Origin of the sequence: Bradyrhizobium sp. CCGUVB4N, from assembly GCF_024199945.1 — a bacterium.
Classification (GTDB): Bacteria; Pseudomonadota; Alphaproteobacteria; order Rhizobiales; family Xanthobacteraceae; genus Bradyrhizobium.
The window spans coordinates 8,431,256-8,447,426 of the sequence record NZ_JANADP010000001.1 but is presented as its reverse complement, the minus strand read 5'-3'; the positions used below and the strand labels follow the sequence as shown (position 1 = coordinate 8,447,426).

Here is a 16,171-nt window from a genome sequence, read left to right as displayed (position 1 = left end):
TCATGGCAGAGAAGCATACCGCCGATCCGGCAGAGATCATGCGGGCGACCGGTCATCCTGAGCTGGAATATGTCGCCGGCTGGACCATCGCTGGTCTCGTCACCATCGGCACCATCGTCGCCGCCTGGGTGTTCGCGATCTAGGCCGCAGGGAATTGCAGCTCGAAGGCCACGCCGTCGGCGGTCGGCTTGAGCCTGATCGAGCCGCCATGGCTCGCCATCACCGCCCGCGCGATCGCGAGCCCCATACCGGTGCCGCCCTGGTCGCGGCGGGTCGTGAAGAACGCGTCAAAGATCCTGTCGCGGTTCGGCGCCGAGATCGGCTCGCCGTCATTGCTCACAGTCAGTCGCAGCGTCGTCCGCTCGTCGACCGCCTCCAGCCTGATTATCCCAGCCTTGTGCCGGATCGCGTTGTCGGCGAGATGCGACAGCACGATCAGCGCCTTCTCGCCGGACATGCCGATCGGCCGCTCGAGGCTGCCGCTGGCCTCGATCGCGCTTGCCGGAAACCGGCTCCGGAGGTCCGCGATCACGGGTGCCAGCTCCGTCCGCTCGTTCTGCGGCAGGCTTTCGGCCCGCGCGAGCTCGCGCAGCCGCTGCGCCATCGCCTCCAGCCGCTGGGTGTCGGACAGGATGTTGGCGATGAAGGTTCGCTGCTCGGCCGGTGTGAGGCCTTCGGGCTTGCCCTGAAATGAATCCTGCAACAGCTCGGCCGCGCCCTTGATCGAGGTCAGCGGCGATTTCAGCTCGTGGGTGAGATGGGCCGAGAACGTCGCGATATAGTCGGAGCGCCGCGCCAGCTGCTCGGCCATGCCAAGAAAGCTGTGCGAGAGCTGGGCAAACTCGCGTGTGCCGTAGTGCCGGAGCGGCTGGAACGCCTCGCGGTCGCCACGGCCGATTCTGACGGCGCGGTCGATCAGCTCGCGCATCGGCAGCGTGATGGTGCGCGAGAACACCAGCCCAATCGCGATCGTGCCGAGGATCACGGCGAGCCCCGCCAGCACGAATTTGGCGCGCTCCTGATAGAGATGATCGAAAATGTTGCTCGGCGTCCGCGTGGTATAGATCACCCCGGCAACGCGGTTGTTGACGATCACGGGCATCGCCGAGAACACATGCACGCCAAGTCCACGGCTGAAGGAATAGATCGGCGGCGGCGGTTTGTCCGGCACGCGGTTGCGCAAGGTGGCGCGGTACTGGCCGTGCAGTGCGTCGGAGACCTCCTCGATATGGGCGAGCGACTGCCCGACCTCCTGCCGCCCGGCGATCACCACGCCCTGCGGATCGAGGATGCGAAAGCCGGCCAGCGTCACCTTCTGCGTCTCGCGGATGATCGGCGTCAGCTTGGCGCCGATCTCGACGTAAGCCGGCTGCGGCGGCCGCGCAGCCGCTTGCGCGTCGGGCCGTCGCCGCAACAGATCGTTGGCGGTGAGATCGAGTGCGGGCCGGATCGGCGTGAACTGGTCGCCGGGATCGGGCAGCACGTCCGGCGCTACCTCGGGGCCGAGGGTCAGGCCGCTGCCGAGCCGGGCCTCGACCTCCTGCGCATAGATCGTCGCGAGCACGCGGCTCTGCGCGATCAGCTCCGCCTGGGTCTGGCGGATCAGCTGGTTGTCGTAGAGGCGGAAGAAGAACAGGCCGACCAGCGGCAGCACGGCAACAGTCGCCAGCACCGCGAAGATCACGAGCCCGAGCGACGGCCGCCATTTGTCGGGGGCCGTACTCATGCCTCTGTCTCACAGCGGCCGAGCTTGAAGCCGACGCCGTGGATGGTCTCGATCACGTTGTCGCAGGAAGCCGCTGCGAGCTTGGCGCGGATGTTGCGGATGTGGCTGTCGATGGTGCGGTCGGAGACCTGGATGTTGAGCTGATAGGCCGCGCGCATCAGCTGTTCGCGGTTGAACACCGAGGTCGGTCGGGTCAGGAACGCGCGCAGAATGCCGAACTCGATGGCGGTCAGCTTCAGCGGTGTGCCGGCGAAGGTTGCGACATGCTGCTCGGGATCGATCAGCAGGCCGCCTTGCGACAAGGCGGCGGGGCCGGACTTGGCCTCGCCGTTGCGGGGCGTGAGGCGGCGCAGGATGACGTTGACCCGCGCCACCAGCTCGCGCGGGCTGAACGGCTTTGTCACGTAGTCGTCGCCGCCGATTTCGAGGCCGAGCACGCGATCGATCTCCTCGTCGCGCGCCGACAGGAACAGGATCGGCACGTCGGACGTCTTGCGAACCTCGCGGCAGACATCGAGACCGTCGAACTCCGGCATGCCGATGTCGAGCACGATCAGATCGGGCTTGTCGGCGGCAAAGCGGAGAAGTCCCTCCTTGCCGTCGCGTGCTTCGATCACGTCCATGCCGGCCTTCCTCAAGGCGACGCGGATGACCTCGCGGATGTGGCCCTCGTCGTCGACGATGAGAATGCGATGCGCCAAGGGCTTCTCCGCTCAACCCGCAGGCTGACCATTGTTGGTCGAGCTCTTGGCCTGCGCATCCAGCCAGCGTTGCAGACGCCAACTGCGAAGACCCCAGGCCCGCCAGGCCAAGTCCAGGCGCTGTGCTTCTACAAGCCGGTCCTGGCATCCGACAAGAGTATAATCGGAGCGAAACGGCAATAGCTTCGCGATCGCGGGTAAGGCTTGTGGTCCAAGTTGTGAAAGATAGTTGACGTCGATCGACATGCCTCTGCCCGAAACTTCCCGGCTGTGCGCAACATTGTAGTCGGCGATGAACGCATCGAAGTTCACCAGCGAACAGCTATACAACACGATCGTTAACGCGATCAGGTTGGCGCCGACAAGCCATCGGTTGGACCTGTCGAGTGCGATCCGCGCCACGATCAGGATCAGCCCCAGCGCCACCAGCCCCATCCAGATGAAGGCCGCGATGCGCCAGTAAGTCAGCATGTAGATATCAACATAAAGGTCGAGGCGGAGGATGGAGGAGGCTACCAGAAGGACGTTCTGCCCGACCCAGAGATAAACCAGCGGACGGATCACCGTCGACTTTTCAGCGGGTCCGCCCGGACGCATTGCGACCAGCACGAAGGCGGCGGCGAGCAATGCGGTCGCGATCAGCGGATAGGCGCCGCGATGGGCGTAGGCCGCGTAGGTCATGTCGGCGGGCAAGGCCACGTGACCCCAGAGATAGAGGCCATCGAGAATCGATTGCGCCGCAAATAGCAGATTGAACAGGATCAGCGAGCGCAGGATCGTGGAGGGGCCGAGGAATTCGGCCGAGACTACGGGCGGCAGTGGCGGTGGCATGGGAGCATCGTCGACGTCGGTGGTGGCGACCTTTCTGCGCCGCCAGCGGACGTGGATGAACGGCCAGACCAACGCCAGCATCATGATCCAGAACAGCACGCGCGGGATGCTGACATAGTCGAGGATGATCTTTGGATTGAGCAGGGACACCCACTGCTCGATCACCGGATTGGCCGCGGCGAACAGGGCGACGAAGACGGTGCCGAGCGCCGCCGGCAGCAACCAGAGTGCGATGCCGCGCGTGAACGCCGACATGTTGAAGACCTGAAGGACATCGGGGAAGAACCTGAATGGGCCAAGCAGGACGAAGTTGCGCAGCGCACGGGCGCGCTCGGTGAGCCCGGTCGTCTCCGGATTGGTCGCGAGCAGAAGCGACATGAGCAATGCAGCGACAAGGATCAGGGACGACAGCGGGTTGAGCTCCTCGACGGCCGGCACGAGGCCTGCGACGAAAATCGCTGCGCCTGTTAAAGCGCGACGCAGGTCCAGCGTGTCGTGATTGAACAGCATCGACACCACGGCGATTACGATCGCAAAGAGTGAGAGCGACAGGCCGATCCGCTCGCCATAAAACAGCCAGTCCGCGAGCGCGGCCAGCGCCAGCGCCAGGCCGACCTTGGCCGGAATGGCGGAATGCCTGATTGGCTGGATGTCGGCGGCGATTGTCGAAGCCAGGCTCGTCATGTGCAGATGACCTTTCGTGATGGGTGGCATCACGAAATCTGCACGGCCCTTGTGCAGAAGCCGGGATCAACGTCTGCACGGTTTCAGGAGTCTTTTGCAGATTTCGTGCAGGCGCGCTTTTGCCTCTCGCCGAGCGCAAATCGCTTTGATAGGTGCGAAGCATTCGCCACTCCCCGGACGTGACGCTTCATGCAATTCCTCCGTCGTATCGGCCTCATCCTGCTCTGGTTTGGGGCGCCTCTCGTCGCGTTCGCGGCTGCGAACAAGAACGATCCCTATCTGCTTCCGCTGCGCGGCGTCGGAAACATCGCGCTTGTCCTTGCTAGCATCACGATCGCCATCCTGTTGCTTCGCCGCGGGCGCTGGCACAGCCTGGCCGGCAAGCTCCTTGTCATGCTCTGGTGTCTGCCGCCGATGCTGATGGCGGTGGCGCATCTCAGCTTCGAGCTGCGCAAGCACGATGTGCTCAGCGCCGGCGCGACCGAGGCGCGTCAGCTCGGCCTCCATTTTATGGTCGGCTATTCCTCCTTTCCCGAGGTCGCGCGCCTCGCCGAGCAGGGGCTGATTGGCGGCGTCTACGTCACCCGGCACAACATCCGTGGCCGATCGGTCGATGCGTTGCGTGCCGAGATCGCTGCGCTTCAGGGCAAGCGCCGTGCAGCCGGCCTGCCACCGCTGATCGTCGCCGCGGATCAGGAGGGCGGCATCGTCGGACATCTCGCGCCTCCGCTGACCAAGGTGCCGGCGCTGGCGACGCTCGCCGGGCTTGCTCCTGACGACCAGCAGAGCAAAGCGGAAGAGTTTGGCCGGATCCACGGCCGCGAACTCGCCGGCCTTGGCGTCAACCTCAATCTCGCGCCGGTGCTCGATCTCAAGCCGCCCGTTCGGCGCAATCGCCTTGATTTCCATACGTTGATCGGCCAGCGCGCGATTGCCACCGACCCCGTTGTCGTCAGCACGATCGCGAGCGCTTATGTGAACGGACTGGAGGCCTCCGGCGTCGGCGCGACACTGAAGCATTTTCCAGGCATCGGCCGTGTGCGTACGGACACGCATCATTTCAGCGCCAACCTCGATACGCCGGTCAGGGAGCTGGAGGCCACGGATTGGCTGCCATTCCGCGAGGTGCTGTCGCACTCGCACAGCGCGCTCATGGTCGGCCACATCACGCTCACTGCCGTCGATCCCGACCATGCTGCTTCGCATTCGAAGCGCCTCGTCGATGGAATCATCCGCGACAAATGGGGCTACCAGGGCCTGGTGATGACCGACGATCTCGTGATGGGCGCGATCTATCAGCACGACGTCTGCAAGGCCGTGGTCGAGGCGATCAACGCCGGCGTCGATCTGCTGCTCGTCGCCTATGACGGCGCGCAGTTCTACCGGATCTTTGGATGTGCACTCGACGGATCGCGGCAGGGCAAGCTTGATGCAGCGATGCTCCGCGCAAGCAAGGCACGGCTGGAGCGGGCCTTTCCGATCGAGCTGGCGCGCGCGGCTTCAGCCGTTCGCATGGTCGAGAAGAATTAGCGTAGGCAAGCTGGCACGCCTTGTCCCGACAAGTATGGCGCCATTCCCGCTGTGGCGCGTTGGCCACATATCAATGCAAATCACAACTTTGATGGTGTGTCAGGCTGTCGCAACAACCCGTTTCCTGCAACAAGAACACCGTTACTTTTGGAATTGGCAGGGGCCGGGAATGCGTCGTCTTGTTGCGGTTGGCGTTGGTTTGATTTCGATTATGGGATTTGCAAGCGCGGCAATCGCCGCTGATCTCGCGGTCAAGGCTCCGATAGCGGCCCAGCCATTCAGCTGGACCGGCTGTTTCGCCGGTGTGCATGCGGGAGGCGACTTCAGCTATGACAAAATCAGAAGCTCGGGCGATTTCACCTCCACGGGTTTCATCGGCGGCGGACAGATCGGCTGCGATTATCAGTTTGCATCGGCCTGGGTCGTCGGCGTCGAAGGCCGAGCCGCTTGGTCGAGCCTGACCAGCAAGACGCCGGGCATCGGTACTTCCGGCGGCCTGCTGTTCCCGACGCAATTCACCGTCGGCAACGACTTCCTCGCATCGGCGACAGCGCGCCTCGGCTATACTTTCGCCGGCAGCTGGCTCGCCTATGCCCGCGGCGGTGCCGCCTGGACGCGAGAAAAGGCAGACATCGTTTTCACGCCGCCTGTCCTGGGATTTCCGATTGATCCAAAGGGGACCATGACGCGTAGCGGGTGGACGGCCGGCGTCGGTCTCGATTGGGCATTCGCGCAGCACTGGTCTGCGAACGTCGAGTACAATTACTACGATTTCGGCGCCAACGATTTCGTTCTGGTCGACTCGATCGGACGCACCTTCTCGGGAAACCTGAAGGACAGAATTCATACCGTGACGGTCGGCGTGAATTATCGTTTCTGACGCCGCTGGGTTGCTACGGCGTCACCGCTCCGCGTGGCACCGCGCGCGGGGCGGTCAGCTCTTTCCACGTTGAATTGGCGACGTGCACCGGCGAGAAGGCCGGCCGCTCGACATAATGTCCGTCGCCCGCTTCGGCACGCAGACCGCCATCCTTCCACACGATGCGACCGCGCGAGAGCGTCGCGGCCGGCCCGCCGGTGCAGGCAAAGCCTTCGAACACGTTGTAGTCGATCCGGCTCATCTGCCGTTTCGCGCTGATGGTCTTCGTCGCATTTGGATCCCAAACCACGATGTCGGCATCCGAGCCGACGGCGACCGCGCCCTTGCGCGGATAGATATTGAGGATGCGGGCGATGTTCGCCGAAGTCACCGCGACGAATTCCTCCTTTGTCAGCCGCCCGGTGGCGACGCCCGCGGTCCACAGCAGCGCGAGACGATCTTCCAGGCCGCCGGTACCGTTCGGGATTTTTCTGAAGTCGCCGAGCCCGAACCGCTTCTGCTCGGTGGTGAAGGCGCAGTGATCAGTCGCGACCACTTGAAGCGAGCCGGACTGCAGGCCGGCCCAAAGACTGTCCTGATGCGACTTGTCGCGGAACGGGGGCGACATCACGCGCTGTGCGGAATGATTCCAGTCCTTGTTCTGATATTCGCGCTCATCGAGCAACAGATGCTGGATCAGCGGTTCGCCATAGACGCGTTTTCCCGCGGCCCGTGCCCGCGCGATCGCCTCGTGCGCCTCGCGGCAGCTGGTGTGAACGATATAGACCGGCGTTCCCGTCATATCAGCGATCATGATGGCGCGGTTGGTGGCTTCGCCCTCGACTTCCGGCGGTCGCGAATAGGCGTGGCCCTCGGGGCCGGTGACGCCGCGTGCGATCAGAGCCTCCTGCATCAGGGCGACGACGTCGCCGTTCTCCGCGTGCACGACAGGCATGGCGCCGAGATGGGCGCAGCGCGCGAACGAGTTATAGAGCTCGTCGTCGTTCACCATCAGCGCGCCCTTGTAGGCCATGAAGTGCTTGAAGGTGTTGATGCCGTAGGTTTTGACCACGGTCTCCATCTCGTCATAGATCTGCTTCGACCATGACGTCACCGCCATGTGGAAGCCGTAGTCGGTGGCCGCCTTCTCGGATTTGTGGCGCCATTCCTGGTAGGCCGCGAGCATGGACTGGCCGGGATCCGGCAGGCAGAAATCGACCACCATGGTGGTGCCCCCGGTCAGCGCCGCCTTGGTGCCGGACTCGAAATCGTCCGCCGTGACCGTGCCCATGAAAGGCATTTCGAGATGGGTGTGCGGATCGATGCCGCCCGGAATGATATAGGCGCCACCCGCATCGACGATCTCCGCGCCGGTCGGCGCCGTGATGGCTGCGCCGACCGCGACGATGCTGTCGCCTTCGATCAGCACGTCCGCACGGCGCGAATGATCATGATTGACGACGGTGCCGCCGCGGATGAGGAGGGACATGGGAACTCCGGGAAGAGCAGGGAGGACGGGACGCGGCGAAAGCTAAGCGTGTCGGCTGCGATGCGACAGGCGAAAGTTTAGTCAGGCTTTGCGGCTGGCTCGCGCGCGATCAAGCCGTCGATCATCGCCTGCACCAGGCCTGCGATCTCCTTGCGGAGCGCCGGCAGGGGAACGGCGACCAGCCTTTGCTCCAGTCCTAGTGCCACCATGCCATGCACGGCCGAGAACAGGCTGCGTGCGGTGATGCCGAGCTCCTCCGCATTTCGCTTTGGTAACAACGCAGCAAGCGGCTGGTAGATGTGGCGAAACAACTGCAACTGGTCATCGACCGACCAGTCGGGCAGGGCCTTCTCGATCTCCATCCGGTGCTCGAACAGGGCGCGCCAGAGCTGGAGATTGTCTGCGGCGAAATCGCAATAGGCAATCGCGATGCGGACCAGCGTCTCCTTTGGCGATGGATTGCCTGCGCGCACCGCCGCGCTGAGCGCCTCGTCGAGCCGGAGCAGCGTGCGCGAGCCGACGCGCAGGACCAGCTCGTCCACATCGGCAACGAGATTGTAGACCGCACCATTGGCGCAGCCGATCTCACGGGCAAGATCGCGGGTTTTCAGCCCGGCCAATCCCCGCTCGGCGATCATCCGCTCAGCCGCCTGGATCAGGTCGGTTCGCAATTTCTCTCGACGCTCCAAGGTTTTAGTCATTCTTAACCAATTTCTTGAGCGCCGCTCAAATATTTATTGAACGATGTTCAAAGTCGATGCTACAAAGGATCTGTGAGCAACGCTCATAACAGGGAGCTGCAGATGTTCAAGACCGTAGTGACACTTTTCCGCGGCAGCGTGGCCGCAGCCGGCGAGGAGCTGGAAGACCGGACGGCTCTTCTGATCCTCGACCAGCAGATGCGCGATGCGGCTGCTGCCGTCGAGCGCGGCAAGCGGACGCTGGCGCTGGCGATCGCCCAGGACCAGCAGGAAGGCGGCAAGCTCGAGGCGACCGTCGCCCGAATCGCCGATCTCGAGACCCGCGCGGTCGCAGCGCTCGATGGCGGCCGCGAGGATCTCGCCAAGGAGGCGGCCGATGCCATCGCCGGCCTCGAGGCCGACCGCGACGCGGCGCTGACCGCGCGCGCGTTGTTCGCGGCCGAGATCGCCCGGCTGAAGCGGCATGTCGCAAATGCGCAGGCCCGCATCACCGAGCTCGATCGCGGCCGCCGTGTCGCCCGCGCCTCGGAAGCGGTGCGCTCGCTTCGCCGCAGCGGCATCGAGGCGGCACGCCCTTACGAATCCACGCTGCCGGAAGCGGAGAGCACCTTGAGGCGCCTGCGCGAGCGACAGATGGAGGCCCAGGCCGCCGATGACGCGCTGGTCGAGCTCGATGCGGCCACCGGTCCGCTCGCCACCGCCGAGAAACTCGCCGAGCAGGGCTTTGGTCCCCGGCTCAAGACGACCGCGGACGATGTGCTGGCGCGGTTGAAGTCCAAGCGCATGCCGACTGCCTGATCTCAAGCTCAATCATCATTCGAATCAACAGGAGATAATCATGAACCAGAACGGCCAACCCCACAGCGGCGCCTGGGTGACCTTTACCTACGTGTCCTTTGCAGCGTCCGCCTTTCTCGTCGCGATCGGCATCTTCTTCCTGCCGATCGATCTCTGGATGAAAGGCTATCTCACGATGGGTATCGTGATGCTGATCCAGACCTGTATCACTCTGACCAAGACCGTGCGTGACAACCATGAGAGCAGCCGGCTGGTGAACCGCATCGAAGATGCCAAGGCCGAGCGCCTGCTGATGGAAGTCTCCAAGGCGGCTTGATAGGCATAGACAAGACGCGAGGATGCAGCGGAGCAATCCACTCCGCTGCTTCGGCGCCGGCGTGCATTCCGCCAAACCTCGTATCGCGCCTGCGAAATGCAACCGAGCCATGACGGATCGCGCAGGTCTGCGCCCTTGCGCGTCGGCACCTGCCGGAGCACTCTGCCGAGGCGGCGCGGGAAACGAACGCCGCCAATAAAGATTGCCCGAGGAAGCATCCATGGCGGTGACGCGGATCGACTGCGACATCCACCCGGCGGTTGGTGGCACGCGCACGACGCTGCTTCCTTATCTCAGCGATCACTGGAAGGAGCAGGTGGTGAGCCGCGCGATCGACGGCCTCGACCTCACCTCCTATCCGCCAAGCATGCCGTTTTCCGGCCGCGCCGACTGGCGGCCGGCCAACGGTGCCAAGCCCGGCTCTGATCTGGCGATGGTGCAGAAGGGCGCCTTCGACCAACTGGGCGCGAGCCACGCGATCCTCAACGTGCTCTATGGCGCGCAGGCCGTGTTCGATTCCTACATGGCGGCGGACTTCTGCAAGGCGATCAACGACTGGATTGCGGCCGAATGGCTCTCGCGCGATCCGCGCCTGCGTGCCTCCATCGTGGTGCCGATGCAGGCGCCGGATCTCGCCATCGAAGAGATCGAGCGTCGCGCCGGCGACAATCGCTTCGTCTCCATCCTGGTGCTGGCGCAGGGCGAGACGCTGCTGGGCCGGCGGCATTTCTGGCCGGTCTACCAGCTTGCTGAAAAGTACAGGCTGCCGCTCGCGATCCACGCCGGCACGCAATATCGGCAGGCACCGAGCTCGGCCGGCTGGCCGTCGCACCGCTACGAATATTACTTCGTCGAGGCGCAGGCGTTTCAGGCGCAGATCCTGAGCTTGATCTACGAGGGTGTGTTCGGAAAGTTTCCGAACCTGAACGTCGTGCTGATGGAGTCCGGCGTCAGCTGGCTGCCGGCCTTCATGTGGCGGGCCAACAAGACCTGGCGCGGCGTGCGCGTCGAGGTGCCCTGGGTCGAGCGCGAGCCGGCCGCGATCATCCGCGACAATTTCCGCGTCACCATGCAGCCGTTCGATGCGCCGGGCGATGCCAAAAGCGTCTTGGAGATCATCGACCAGATCGGCTCCGACAAGATGTTCCTGTTTGCGTCCGACTATCCGCACTGGCAGTTCGACGGCGACGATCCGATCCCGCCGCATCTGCCGAAGAGCATCATCGACAAGATGTGCGTCGACAATCCGCTGGAGACGTTTCCGCGGCTGTCGCTCGTCAACTGATCCAGGAGGTTCGCATGAGTGAAGTCATCGACCGCCCGCTGCGCGACGATGAGAAGCCTGCCGCTTCGCGCTTGCGCATCGTCGATTGCGACGTGCATCCGAGCCTGCATTCGCACGACGATCTCAACGAGTTCCTGCCGAAGCGCTGGCAGCAGCATCTGAAGGAATACGGCAGCCATCTGCGCACGCCCTATCTCTTCACCACGCCCTATCCGCGCTCATCGCCGCTGATCGCGCGGCGTGACGCCTGGCCGCCGACCGGCGGGCCGCCCGGTTCAGACCTCGCCTTCATGCAGAAGCAGCATCTCGATCCGCTCGATGTCGAGTTCGGGATCCTGCAGGTGCTCGATCTCTTCATCTTCTCGCAGCAGAATCTCGAATTCGGCGCGGCGATCCAGCGCGCCATCAACGAGTGGCAGCTGGCGTTCTGGTCGCACCGCGATCCGCGCCTGAAGGCCTCGATCCTGGTTGGGCAGGACGGTGTGGATCTTGCCATCGCCGAGATCGAGCGCTGCGCGAAAGTCGGTGAATACATCCAGATCAACGTCTCGCCGCGTGCCAACGAGCCGCTCGGTCGCCGCCGCTACTGGCCGATCTACGAGCGCGCGCAGGCGCTGGACCTGCCGCTCGGGATCCATGTCGGCGGCTATGGCGGCCACGCGCCGACCGGCGGCGGCTGGCCGTCTTATTATGTCGAAGAGCACCAATCCAACGCCCACACCATCGCGGCGCAGCTTGCCAGCCTCGTGATTGAGGGCGTGCCGGAACGGTTTCCCAAACTGAAGATCGTCTTCATCGAGGGCGGCTTCGGCTGGATCCCGTCGGCGATGTGGCGGATGGACCAGCATTTCGAGCGGTTCCGTAGCGAGGTGCCGCATCTCAAGCGCAAGCCGTCGGAATATGTCCGCGAAAGCTTCTGGTTCACGACCCAGCCGATTGACGAGCCTGACGAGGCGCGGCATCTGCGCGCGCTGATCGAATGGGTCGGCGTCGATCGCCTGCTGTTCTCGTCGGACTATCCGCACTGGGATTTCGACGATCCGCGCTTTGCCTTCAAGACGCCGCTCACCGAGGCCGAGCGCAGGAAGATTTTCAGCACCAATGCCCGTGCGGTCTACAAGTTCTGAGTCCCATGGCCCGTCACATCGTTGCATCCACCTCGGAGATCCCGCCCGGCGGCAACAAGGTCGTCGACGTCGCGGGCCGCGATATCGTCGTGTTCCATGTCAATGGCGAGTTCTTTGCGCTCCTGAACCGCTGCCCGCATGAAGGCGCGCCGCTGGAGAAGGCGGCCTGCGTGGCGCGGCTGACCTCGCCCGAGCCGGGCGTCTACGAGCGCTCGCGCGTCGGAGAGATGCTGCGCTGTCCCTGGCACGGCTGGGAATTCGACATGCGCAACGGCCAGTCCTGGTTCGATCCCAAGCGCTTCAAGATCCGGTCATATCCGGTTGCGGTGGAACGCGGTGACGAGTTGCAGAAAGGCCCGTATGTGGCCGAAACGTTTCCGGTGCATGTCGAAGACAGTTATGTGATTGTCGAGGTCTGAGCCGGCATTGCCGATTGAGATTCGTACGCAAGTGCGATATGGCTCTCGCGCTTTCAGAGGCGGAGACCAGCTTTGTCGAAACAATCCCTGCGTGAAGAGGCCGAGCGCCTGATCCGCGAATCGATGGAAAAGAAGACCATCGTCGTGAAGCAGGGCTCGACCCGCATCGAGGCCGTCTGCGGCAAGTGCGGCGCGCCAAACCGGGTCCAGGCGGAAAAAGGCCAGAGCCGCGTCAAGTTCGCCTGCAAGAATTGCGGGCACCAGCAAGAGACGCTGTAACGCTCAGGCCGACCGGCGCCGACTTGTGCGTCCGGTCGCCCTCAGGATCGCCGTCCCTGCCTTCAGGCCGGATTGCAACGCGCCTTCCATGTAGCCGTAATAGGCAAAGCAGGTGTGCTCGCCGGCAAAATACATGCGCTTGTGAAATGCGCTGTTGAGCAGCGGGCCGGCTCGCGTGACTTCGCCGGGCGCGGGGCAGGAATAGCCGGCGCCGGTCCAGGGATCTGCAGGCCACGCGATGAAGTCCGGCGGCTGGGACAGATTGTCCTGATAGCCGCGATAGACCTGGCCGATCCGTGAGGCGTAGAAGGCATCGACCGCGGTCTTGCCGCCGCGTTCCCATTGTCGAATAGCCAGCTGCGCCGGTCGGCTGCCGGCGAACAGGCTGAGCTCGACCTCGCGGCCGCGCGGCGCGATCTGGTTGTCGGTGCCTTCCCATGTGACGCCGAAGCGGCTCGAAGTCGCGGCCGGCGCCAGCCCATGGTCGATCCAGAAGCGGCGCTTGACCGGGCTGAGGTATTTCACGGCCGTCCCCATCGAGATGTAATGGTCGGGCGTGAGCTGCGGCGTGATCTCGATCTTGGCGAAGCGTCCGCCCGGCCACAGGCTCGGCGGTATCGCAAGCACGACATAGTCGGCGAGATGGGAAGCTGCCCCCTCGGGCGTGATCGTCACGCCCTCCTTGTCGATGTCTACAGCGACGACGGGTGTGGACAGATGCACCACCCCTCCGACCTTCCTGATCTCCTCGGCAAGATGCTCGGCCAGCGATTGATTGCCCTCCGAGCAGCGCAGCGTCTCGGTCTGGGTGAAGAAGGCGGCCGGATGTCCCTTCAATGCGCCGCCATGCACCACCGCGAAATTGGCGAGCAGGCTCTGCCGTTCGACCGGCTGCCCTGCGTCGTTGCTGAACTGCTCCTTTATCGCGAGCTTGGCGAGACGCGAACAATGTTCGCCCCGAATCCAGTCCGCCATGGATTGCTGGTCCAGCGCGTCGGCATCCGACGTGAGCCAGGGTGCGTGCTTGTGCACGTGCCGCGCGCGCCTTGCCATCCGCCCGAAGGCCGCCTCCATCTGCTCGAACAGGGTCTTGAGCGCGAACGGGTTCGAGATCTTTCGACCGTCGAGATAGATCGGCATATCGAGATCGAGCGCGTCGAAATTGGAGTCCAGCGTGAACAGCGAGAGTCCCAGCCGGAATTGGCGCGCCAGGGCCAACCACAGCGGGTGATTGTAGCCGATCAGCTCGCCACCCGCTTCGACCACGCCGCTCGACTTGTTCTTGCTCCAGACGCGACCGCCGACGCGCTCGCGCGCCTCGAAGATCGTCACGTCGCAGCAATGCGCGAGAGTGTAGCCGGCCATCAGGCCGCCGAGTCCCGCGCCGACGATCGTGACGCGCGGCCGTGGCGCCGCCCGCGCCGGGCGTGGCATGTCGCGAGGAGGTGTGGCCGCAGTGACGACCATTGCGTTGGCAAGGGTCGAGCTGACGAGCTTCTGGCGGTCGAAGCCGATGAACTTCCTGCCGTAGCGGCGATTGAGACGTGCGAAAATCGAGCGCATGATTGAAATCCTCAGGTCGAAATCAAAATCGAAAAATCAGAACCGTCGAGGGCCGGTCGGAAACGCGCGGCGGAAAGTGCCGGGCGGGCCTCAGATTTGACGGGTCCGGGGATCGACGATAACCTGCAACCTTTGGTCGTGTCGAGAGCGGGGGCTCGGATATGGCATCAAAGGCTAAGGCGCGTACCGGCCGCCGGTCGGCCGCACATCGCAAGGTCGCAAAGCGAGACGACAAGGCCGGATCGGCAGGTGCGGTAACGCGCCCTGTTGTCGTGTCCGGCAGTGCGCGCCCGCCGACTGCGGGGGCCAGGCGTCTGCGCGACGAGAATCCGCGTCAGCACGTCGAGATCACGCTGACATTGCGTGGACCGAAATTGCCGGATGGCGACAAGCTCGGACGTCGAGCGTTGTCGCGGGCCCAGTTCAGGGCAAGATACAGTGCCTCGAAGAGCGACGCCGACAAGGTGTCACAGGTTCTGCGCAAATTCGGCCTCAAGGTCGAGGAGGTCTCGCTTGAGACGCGCAGCATGCGCGTGAGCGGGACCGTCGCGGAGATGGAGAAGGCGTTTCAGCCCCGCCTCGGCGTTTATTGGAGCGAGGATCAGGGGCAATTCCGCGATCGAGAGGACGACTACAAGATTCCTGCTTCGCTGAAGAAGATCGTCACCGCGTTGATCGGATTCGGCCAGCGGCGTGTGATGTGGCGGAGCAGGGCGAGAATCGGCGCTGGTTTGACGCCGCTCAGCCCGTCGTCGCTGGAGGCGCTGTATCATTTTCCGCCCGGGGATGCCGCCGGCCAGAAGATCGCAATCGCAGAGTTCGGTGGCGGCTATTTTGCCGAGGACCTCGCGCTCCATTGCAGGACATTCGGTCGCAAGAGGCCCAAGGTCGAGATCGTCTCGATCAATTGGCCGGTGCGCAACCGCAGGCAAATCGAGCGATTGCCAAAGGACGATCGTCAGGACGCGCTCGACGATACCGGCGAGGTGATGATGGACGTCGAGGTGGCTGCGGGCCTGGCTCCCGGTGCCGAGCTGTCCGTCTATTTTGCGACGTTCGATCAGAAGGGCTGGGTCGATTTACTGAATCGCGTCATCAAGGACAGGCCGGTCGCACTGTCGATAAGCTGGGGGTCTGCAGAGGATTCCAGTGATTGGTCGCCGGCGGCACGTACGGCCATCAACGAGCGGCTCCAGGCAGCTGCCGCGCTGGGCATCACGATCTGCGGCGCCTCCGGCGACGATGGCGCGGGCGACGAGGAGACCGACGGCGCCGCTCATGTCGATTTTCCGAGTTGCAGCCCGTTCGTTCTCGCGGTCGGTGGCACGATGATTACGCGTCTTGGCGGCGAGGTCACGGAGCAAGTGTGGTGGGAGACGCCGGGGCGGCGCATGAAGGCGGGAGGCGGGGCGACAGGTGGAGGAGTCAGCGAGGTCTTTCGGCGTCCTGCGTGGCAGCGCGGACTCGATATTGCGTCGCTAAACGGTTCCGGTCGGTGGGGGCGCATCGTGCCCGACATCGCGGCGCTTGCCGGCCCGCCCGGCTACGCGATGATCTTCCGCGGCAAGGCGGATTACGGCGGTGGAACCAGCGCGTCTGCGCCGCTCCTGGCTGCGCTCATCGCGCGCGTGAATGCGCTCCTGCCGCCGGAGAAACGGCAGCGCTTCCTCGCGCCGTTGCTCTATCGCAAATCGTCGCTCGGCCGGCCGACAGGAGATCTCGTCTGCTACGACATCACCATCGGCCACAACGTATCCAGGCCGAAGCCCGGCGTCGGATACGAAGCGAGGCGTGGGTTCGATGCGGTGTCCGGCTGGGGCGTGCCGATCGGCACCGCGCTTCTGCTGGCGCTGAGCTGATCGC

At 64.1% G+C, this 16,171-nt stretch carries 16 protein-coding genes; 10 read left to right on the top strand and 6 right to left on the bottom strand.

What is annotated here, in order from left to right; genetic code table 11:
- Nucleotides 1–2 precede the first annotated feature (2 nt).
- The gene (locus tag NLM31_RS39415; RefSeq protein ID WP_254134544.1) at nt 3–143 is read left to right on the top strand and encodes a hypothetical protein; all 141 of its coding nucleotides are present in this window, start codon (nt 3–5) and stop codon (nt 141–143) included.
- On the opposite strand, the gene NLM31_RS39410 is transcribed toward NLM31_RS39415, so the two are convergent.
- The 3 genes from NLM31_RS39410 to NLM31_RS39400 are packed head-to-tail and all read right to left on the bottom strand — an operon-like array spanning nt 140 to nt 3,942.
- On the bottom strand, nt 140–1,726 hold the full coding sequence (locus NLM31_RS39410) for an ATP-binding protein (RefSeq protein WP_254195723.1): 1,587 nt from the start codon (nt 1,724–1,726) through the stop codon (nt 140–142). The genes NLM31_RS39415 and NLM31_RS39410 overlap by 4 nt on opposite strands.
- Nucleotides 1,723–2,427, bottom strand: a complete 705-nt coding sequence (locus NLM31_RS39405) for a response regulator (protein ID WP_254195722.1) — start codon at nt 2,425–2,427, stop codon at nt 1,723–1,725. Before NLM31_RS39405 ends, NLM31_RS39410 begins: the two co-directional genes overlap by 4 nt.
- Nucleotides 2,428–2,439: 12 nt before the next feature.
- Nucleotides 2,440–3,942: a DUF4153 domain-containing protein gene (locus NLM31_RS39400; RefSeq protein ID WP_254196340.1), complete on the bottom strand. Its 1,503-nt coding sequence runs from the start codon at nt 3,940–3,942 to the stop codon at nt 2,440–2,442.
- Between the two features lie 189 nt (nt 3,943–4,131).
- Between NLM31_RS39400 and NLM31_RS39395 the strand changes: the two genes are divergently transcribed.
- Complete coding sequence (locus NLM31_RS39395) at nt 4,132–5,472, top strand: glycoside hydrolase family 3 N-terminal domain-containing protein (protein ID WP_254195721.1); 1,341 nt, start codon at nt 4,132–4,134, stop codon at nt 5,470–5,472.
- Nucleotides 5,473–5,545: 73 nt separating this feature from the next.
- Entirely contained in the window at nt 5,546–6,352 is an 807-nt protein-coding gene (locus tag NLM31_RS39390) for an outer membrane protein (protein ID WP_254195720.1), read from the top strand.
- A 13-nt stretch (nt 6,353–6,365) separates the two neighbouring features.
- Here the strand turns inward: NLM31_RS39390 and hydA are convergent, their stop codons facing one another.
- Together hydA and NLM31_RS39380 are read right to left on the bottom strand one after the other, a co-directional pair.
- Nucleotides 6,366–7,820: a dihydropyrimidinase gene (gene hydA, locus NLM31_RS39385; RefSeq protein ID WP_254195719.1), complete on the bottom strand. Its 1,455-nt coding sequence runs from the start codon at nt 7,818–7,820 to the stop codon at nt 6,366–6,368.
- A gap of 77 nt (nt 7,821–7,897) precedes the next feature.
- On the bottom strand, nt 7,898–8,521 hold the full coding sequence (locus NLM31_RS39380; protein WP_254134536.1) for a TetR/AcrR family transcriptional regulator: 624 nt from the start codon (nt 8,519–8,521) through the stop codon (nt 7,898–7,900).
- A 102-nt stretch (nt 8,522–8,623) separates the two neighbouring features.
- Here NLM31_RS39380 and NLM31_RS39375 point away from each other — a divergent pair, with 102 nt between their 5' ends.
- From NLM31_RS39375 to NLM31_RS39350, 6 genes are all read left to right on the top strand, one after another.
- Nucleotides 8,624–9,319: a PspA/IM30 family protein gene (locus tag NLM31_RS39375; protein WP_254195718.1), complete on the top strand. Its 696-nt coding sequence runs from the start codon at nt 8,624–8,626 to the stop codon at nt 9,317–9,319.
- Between the two features lie 40 nt (nt 9,320–9,359).
- Nucleotides 9,360–9,635: a YiaA/YiaB family inner membrane protein gene (locus tag NLM31_RS39370; RefSeq protein ID WP_254134534.1), complete on the top strand. Its 276-nt coding sequence runs from the start codon at nt 9,360–9,362 to the stop codon at nt 9,633–9,635.
- 220 nt (nt 9,636–9,855) lie between these two features.
- On the top strand, nt 9,856–10,920 hold the full coding sequence (locus NLM31_RS39365) for an amidohydrolase family protein (RefSeq protein ID WP_254195717.1): 1,065 nt from the start codon (nt 9,856–9,858) through the stop codon (nt 10,918–10,920).
- 14 nt (nt 10,921–10,934) lie between these two features.
- Nucleotides 10,935–12,047: an amidohydrolase family protein gene (locus NLM31_RS39360; RefSeq protein WP_254195716.1), complete on the top strand. Its 1,113-nt coding sequence runs from the start codon at nt 10,935–10,937 to the stop codon at nt 12,045–12,047.
- 5 nt (nt 12,048–12,052) lie between these two features.
- Nucleotides 12,053–12,466, top strand: coding sequence for a Rieske (2Fe-2S) protein (locus tag NLM31_RS39355; RefSeq protein ID WP_164933673.1), 414 nt, complete (start codon nt 12,053–12,055; stop codon nt 12,464–12,466).
- Between the two features lie 72 nt (nt 12,467–12,538).
- On the top strand, nt 12,539–12,745 hold the full coding sequence (locus NLM31_RS39350) for a hypothetical protein (RefSeq protein ID WP_014491844.1): 207 nt from the start codon (nt 12,539–12,541) through the stop codon (nt 12,743–12,745).
- 3 nt (nt 12,746–12,748) lie between these two features.
- Here the strand turns inward: NLM31_RS39350 and NLM31_RS39345 are convergent, their stop codons facing one another.
- Nucleotides 12,749–14,308 carry an NAD(P)/FAD-dependent oxidoreductase gene (locus NLM31_RS39345; protein ID WP_254195715.1) on the bottom strand — a complete coding sequence of 520 codons (1,560 nt, stop codon included), beginning with the start codon at nt 14,306–14,308 and terminating at the stop codon, nt 12,749–12,751.
- Nucleotides 14,309–14,469: 161 nt separating this feature from the next.
- Here NLM31_RS39345 and NLM31_RS39340 point away from each other — a divergent pair, with 161 nt between their 5' ends.
- The gene (locus NLM31_RS39340) at nt 14,470–16,167 is read left to right on the top strand and encodes a protease pro-enzyme activation domain-containing protein (RefSeq protein ID WP_254195714.1); all 1,698 of its coding nucleotides are present in this window, start codon (nt 14,470–14,472) and stop codon (nt 16,165–16,167) included.
- Nucleotides 16,168–16,171: the final 4 nt, after the last annotated feature.

What these genes read in the sequence shown, in the direction of transcription:
- NLM31_RS39415 (WP_254134544.1), top strand. Translation starts at nt 3, where the DNA reads ATGGCAGAGAAGCATACCGCCGATCCGGCAGAGATCATGCGGGCGACC.
- hydA (WP_254195719.1), bottom strand. Translation starts at nt 7,820, where the DNA reads ATGTCCCTCCTCATCCGCGGCGGCACCGTCGTCAATCATGATCATTCG.
- NLM31_RS39375 (WP_254195718.1), top strand. Translation starts at nt 8,624, where the DNA reads ATGTTCAAGACCGTAGTGACACTTTTCCGCGGCAGCGTGGCCGCAGCC.
- NLM31_RS39380 (WP_254134536.1), bottom strand. Translation starts at nt 8,521, where the DNA reads ATGACTAAAACCTTGGAGCGTCGAGAGAAATTGCGAACCGACCTGATC.
- NLM31_RS39390 (WP_254195720.1), top strand. Translation starts at nt 5,546, where the DNA reads ATGCAAATCACAACTTTGATGGTGTGTCAGGCTGTCGCAACAACCCGT.
- NLM31_RS39345 (WP_254195715.1), bottom strand. Translation starts at nt 14,308, where the DNA reads ATGCGCTCGATTTTCGCACGTCTCAATCGCCGCTACGGCAGGAAGTTC.
- NLM31_RS39400 (WP_254196340.1), bottom strand. Translation starts at nt 3,942, where the DNA reads ATGACGAGCCTGGCTTCGACAATCGCCGCCGACATCCAGCCAATCAGG.
- NLM31_RS39365 (WP_254195717.1), top strand. Translation starts at nt 9,856, where the DNA reads ATGGCGGTGACGCGGATCGACTGCGACATCCACCCGGCGGTTGGTGGC.
- NLM31_RS39370 (WP_254134534.1), top strand. Translation starts at nt 9,360, where the DNA reads ATGAACCAGAACGGCCAACCCCACAGCGGCGCCTGGGTGACCTTTACC.
- NLM31_RS39410 (WP_254195723.1), bottom strand. Translation starts at nt 1,726, where the DNA reads ATGAGTACGGCCCCCGACAAATGGCGGCCGTCGCTCGGGCTCGTGATC.
- NLM31_RS39395 (WP_254195721.1), top strand. Translation starts at nt 4,132, where the DNA reads ATGCAATTCCTCCGTCGTATCGGCCTCATCCTGCTCTGGTTTGGGGCG.
- NLM31_RS39340 (WP_254195714.1), top strand. Translation starts at nt 14,470, where the DNA reads ATGGCATCAAAGGCTAAGGCGCGTACCGGCCGCCGGTCGGCCGCACAT.
- NLM31_RS39355 (WP_164933673.1), top strand. Translation starts at nt 12,053, where the DNA reads ATGGCCCGTCACATCGTTGCATCCACCTCGGAGATCCCGCCCGGCGGC.
- NLM31_RS39360 (WP_254195716.1), top strand. Translation starts at nt 10,935, where the DNA reads ATGAGTGAAGTCATCGACCGCCCGCTGCGCGACGATGAGAAGCCTGCC.